At 63.1% G+C, this 1,355-nt stretch carries 1 pseudogene; it reads right to left on the minus strand.

Going from position 1 to position 1,355, the window contains the following annotated elements:
- Positions 1-1,257 (minus strand): annotated as a pseudogene (locus AC0L21_RS37880) (IS256 family transposase); the annotation flags it as partial.
- Positions 1,258-1,355 lie beyond the last annotated feature (98 nt).

Consider the following 1,355-nt stretch of genomic DNA (forward strand, 5'->3'; position numbering starts at 1 on the left):
GGTCGGTCGGCTTGGCGATGACCTCGATCCCGTCGTTGAATGTCACACCGAGAAGAAGTTTTGGCAACTGGTTGTGTCCGTCGAGCCGTCGCCAGCTTTTCTGTGCGCCCTCAAGCAATTTGAAGACCATTGCTAGGGCAGTCCTGTTGGACAGACAGCCCTTCGATCGGATCGTGCGATGGCGCACGGTGGCGAAGGTGCTTTCAATGGGGTTGGTGGTCCGTAAGTGTTTCCAATGCTCGGCCGGGAAGTCGTAGAATGCCAGCAGCGTATCCCGATCCTTGGCCAGGCAGTCGGCCGCCTTGTCGTATTTCAACGCGTAGCTCTCGATGAATGCCTCGAACGCCAGCTCGGCTGTGGCCTTGGTTTCGGCCATCCAGATCTCCTGCAACGCGCGTTTGGCTTTCGGGTGCTGGTTCTTCGGCAGTTTGCCGAGCACGTTGGCGGTCTTGTGCACCCAACAGCGCTGCTCGCGCGTTTTCGGCCAGACCTCACCGGCGGCCTTCCAGAACCCGAGTGCGCCGTCGGCGATGGTGAGCCGCGGCGGCACGTCGAGCCCGCGCCGCTTCAGATCGAGCAGCAGATCGCGCCAGTCGTGCGCGCTCTCGCGGGCCCCATCGGTGAAGCCGACCAGTTCCTTGCGGCCTTCCGGCGTCGCGCCGATCAGCACCAGGATGCACTGCTTTTCGTCTTCGAGCCGCACCTCCAGATGGATGCCATCGGCCCAGATGTAAACGTAGCGCTTCGCCGACAGATCGCGCCTCTGCCACGCGGCGTGTTCGTCGATCCAACCGTCCTTCAGCCGGCCGATGGCGGATGCCGACAACCCGGCAGCATCCTTGCCGATCAGCGCCGCCAGCGCCTCGGAGAAATCGCCGGTCGAGATACCCTTCAGATAAAGGATCGGCAGCAGCGTCTCGATCGACTTCGACCGGCGCATGTAGGGCGGCAGGATCGACGGTGAGAACCGGATGCGGCCGGGATCGCCGGCGGCGGCCGCGCGGTCGCGCGCACGCGGCTGGCGGACGGTGACCGGACCGATACCGGTCATCACCTCGCGTTCCGGCAGGTGACCGTGGCGGACGACGCGCTGCTGACCGTCCTGGGTCTTTAAATCGGCATGTTGTCGAGGAAGTCCGCGACCTCGGCCTCGACCGCCTTCGCAAGCAGCGCACGGGCTCCATTGCGTAAGATTTCGGTGAGTTGATCGTCGAAGAATCCTGGCTGAATCAGTCTGGTGACGTTATCGTTGGGCACGGCATATCGCTCCTTTGGTGGAGAAGTGGAGGCGTCAAGCACCCCCACGATATGCCGCCTTCCCGATTCCCGCCGTCACCAACTTTCGGCGATAGCTC

It is taken from the genome of Bradyrhizobium sp. WSM4873 (genome assembly GCF_055811355.1).